Source organism: Rhizobium sp. Nf11,1 (assembly GCF_050587665.1).
In the GTDB taxonomy this organism is placed as follows: Bacteria; Pseudomonadota; Alphaproteobacteria; order Rhizobiales; family Rhizobiaceae; genus Rhizobium.
This window is the reverse complement of record NZ_JBOBHU010000058.1, coordinates 1-3,429: the sequence shown is the minus strand read 5'-3', so window position 1 is coordinate 3,429 and position 3,429 is coordinate 1. Positions and strand designations below refer to the sequence as shown.

Below are 3,429 nucleotides of genomic sequence, written 5' to 3'. Positions count from 1 at the left end.
AATCGGCTCGCACCGGGCCTCGACACCGGATGCGCGAGCAGCCGCTGGACAAGCGATCGTTACCGGAATCGGCGGAGACAGACGCAGGCTGGCTCCGTGCCATCGGCATAGAGCGCGGCCGACCGGTATGGGCGGTGGCCCGCCTCCCGATTCACCGCCTGCGAGGGACCCTGAAATTCCATTGCGAATTTCCCGAAGAATGCCCATTTAGCTGAATTCTCGGCGAAATCGCCGGTTTCAGCGCGTGGTGAGCCGTCGATATCGGTTGACTGGAGGACGACTCGACACTATGTTGAGAGCTAACAACTAACCCAGCATCCTGAGAGACATGGGCTCCGGGCGGTTGGGGTAAAAAGCCGGCGCAAGCCGGTTTTTTTATGTCTTGGGGGCAGGATTGCCGACGTTACGAACACGCGTCTATATCGACGGCTATAATCTCTATTACGGCTGCCTACGCAAGACGGCGTTCAAATGGCTCGACGTTCTTTCCCTGTTCGAAACGCAAATCCTGCCGTCGATCCTCTACCGTCCAGCGCCGGATGCCGAGCCGGCAACGATGGCCCTGCATACGGACTGCGCGATCAAATATTTCACGGCCAAGATCATCGAAAGTGCGGCCAAGGGAGAGGACTCGGTTTCTTCGCAGGCCCAATATCACAATGCCTTGACGACGCATTGCGGTGGCAGGCTGTCCTTCGTGATGGGCCACTATTCGCTCTACAAGGCCAACCAGCATATCGTTCCCGCCGACGATCCGAAACGCTGGCCGCGCGACTGCGACAAGATTCAGGTCTGGAAGCTCGAGGAGAAGCAGTCGGATGTGAATCTTGCACTTCATCTCTATGACGATGCGCTCAGCGGCGACGTCGACCAGGTGGTGCTCGTCACCAACGACACCGACCTTGTGCCGGCGCTGGAGATGTTGGAGGTGCGTTGCCCCGACATCGTTCGCGGCTTGGTGATCCCAACGCGCAAAGTCGGCGCGGGCGGAGATCTCGAACGCGAGGCAAACGTGTCGCTGGCCAAGCTTGCGCATTGGGTCAGGCGGCATATCTCGGAGGATGAGTTGCGGGCGTCGCAATTGCCCGAAGTTGTCCCCGGGCGCCGGCGGGCCAGCGTCAAACCGCACTCATGGTATGCGAAGCCGCATCACCTCGCGAAAATGCTGGAGATGGCCCGCCCGGTGCTACGCACCGATGGCGAAACTTTGAAATGGGCGCGCAGGGAGAACGCGCATCTCGACGACCTTCGCCCGATCGACCTGATCGAGACGGATGCTGGCGCGGTCGAGGTCTTCCACTATATCGAAGCCTATATCCGCGAGCAGCTCGACAAGGCCGGCGAACAGGATGATTTGTCCTCCAACTCCTGAAATCAATGGGTGGGAAGGGAATATGAGGGATGAGGCTTTGGGGCATCCCTCGTCCTGGTCCGCACCGCTCGTATGCGGCAAGGGCCAGGCACACGGCAAGCATCGGCGGTCCGGCTCATGACCTGCTGACACGAAAGGCAAATGCGCCGCCTCTCTCGGGGGCGCATTTGCCTGCCTGTTCACGCCTTCAGCGCCGCCATCCTCTCGCCGAGCAGCCAGAGCGCCTTGTTGAGCTTGATATCCTGATTGATGCCGTTGACGGCGCGGGACTTCACACGGCGTGGCCTGCCGAGATCGTCACGGCCGACGCCGCGCAACCCACCTTTGATGGCGTTTTCCTGAACCACATTCCAGACAGTCCAAAGATCATTGGCGCGGTCGTCGTGACGGCGGGGAACAAGCAGCTGTTGCGCCTTGATCGGCGTCGTGGTCTCCCCTTCGTTGTCTCCGAAGCGCAAGACATGGGCGGCGTCCGCGAGAATGTCGGCCTCCTCATGATTCAGCCGCAAGGTCGACCAATCCTGCGGAGCGGCAAGGGTTCGTTCTGCCTCGCCGAGAACACGATAGGTGCCCTCGATGACCTTGTGCTGCACATCTCCGGAATGGCGAACCTTGATGGCGTCGATGGTGCCGGTCTGCGTCACCAAGGAATTGAGGCAACGGACGCGGAAAAGCCCCGCCATAAGCTCGTAGGCACTCGTGCCGTCATTGGCATTCTTGAGCAGGATTTCGCAAACAGTGTCCCCGACGTTGTAAACCTTGCCGTCATCGACGCGGCGCAGGCGAATGAGGTGCTTGGTAAAATCCGCCTTGCCTTCCGTGCGGCTGCGCGACTGCTTGGCGCCGACCGGCATGAAGCCTTCGTTCATGAGGCCGCGCAGCACCTCGATGGTCGGAATGGGTTTGAAACGCTCGGACCGACTTTCATGGGCGGTCACGGCAAAGATCAACGGCGCGATGCGGCGCATTTCGGTTTCGGTCAGCGCGCGGCCGGTGTCGAAACGTGCGGTGTCGGTGTAGATGCTCATTGTCTGTCTCCAAAGTTTCCCGCTGCCACCCCGAAGGGCAAGCCCCCCTCGGGCGAAGCCTCCCCGTCTTTCCGGGGGAATGGCCTCTGACATTCCCTTGGACAGAGGGGGGAGGGCGAAAGCCCGCCCCACGGCGGCGGGCGGGACTGTCAAGTGGCGTGGCGCGGAAGGCGGGAGATCTTCTCGGGTCCGCTTGCGGACTGGTGCGGAAGATGGAGCGGCTTCACGGGCCGCTTGACCGGCCCGGCCGGCGATGTCAGGGGCGGAAACAACAAAGTTGGGCCGGAACGAGCCTCGACACCGGATGCGTGAGCAGCCGCTGGACAAGCGATCGTTACCGGAATCGGCGGAGACGGCCGCAGGCTGGCTCCGTGCCATGGGTATAGAGCGCGGCCGCCTGAAACGGGCGGTGGCTCAAAGATGCCGCCACCAAAATATCTTCTGATGGCTATAGGCCCTTGCCGGGAACCCATGTGAGTTGCTGCGCAACAGCTCCGATCGTCGCACGCCTATGAACCGGCTTTGGGCGCTCGCTGGAGAGAATGAGAAAAAATGCCGGGCGTTTCCACCCGGCGGAGTTGGGCCAGCGGCCTTGGGAAGAATGGGTCGATACCGGCAACCTGGCCAGGACGTCTCGATGACTGGCCGCGGTTTTGCTCGACGTTTGAAAGTATTTCTTGCCTCGCTGCCTCGTCAGCGCTGCTAGGTGTCCGGGCCGGATGCCTTCTTAAGCGCCTCCATCATCGATTGCGCTCCAAGCGCGGTCAGCGCCCGCCCGAGACAAAGTTCGATTTCGATGACGCTTTTTCCCTCGAGCAGGGCGATCTCAACGGCCGTCCTGCCTTTGGACACCCATTGAAGGCAGGCCTTTTCAAGCGGCGAAAGCATCAATGTTTTCATAAGCCTCCTGATGCGTGTGACTTCTAATGTAAATGCAACAAGGGCTTAAAGGCTACTACAGGGCAGGGAGATCAGCCCCCGATCCGACCGGCTGGGCCGGGTTGAAAGGTCGGAGCGGGGGCGGGTGAT

Annotated in this window: 3 protein-coding genes; 1 reads left to right on the top strand and 2 read right to left on the bottom strand. The window is 61.0% G+C overall.

The window, feature by feature from the left end; genetic code table 11:
- Positions 1 to 394: 394 nt before the first annotated feature.
- Positions 395 to 1,372 (top strand): antitoxin Xre/MbcA/ParS toxin-binding domain-containing protein, encoded by a 978-nt coding sequence (locus ACQ7C1_RS31595; RefSeq protein ID WP_430961201.1) that lies wholly within the window; start codon positions 395 to 397, stop codon positions 1,370 to 1,372.
- 179 nt (positions 1,373 to 1,551) lie between these two features.
- Here ACQ7C1_RS31595 and ACQ7C1_RS31590 read toward each other — a convergent pair whose 3' ends face one another.
- Positions 1,552 to 2,400 (bottom strand): DUF932 domain-containing protein, encoded by an 849-nt coding sequence (locus tag ACQ7C1_RS31590; RefSeq protein WP_430961200.1) that lies wholly within the window; start codon positions 2,398 to 2,400, stop codon positions 1,552 to 1,554.
- Positions 2,401 to 3,102: 702 nt separating this feature from the next.
- Positions 3,103 to 3,300, bottom strand: coding sequence for a helix-turn-helix transcriptional regulator (locus ACQ7C1_RS31585; protein WP_430961199.1), 198 nt, complete (start codon positions 3,298 to 3,300; stop codon positions 3,103 to 3,105).
- Between the last annotated feature and the right edge of the window lie 129 nt (positions 3,301 to 3,429).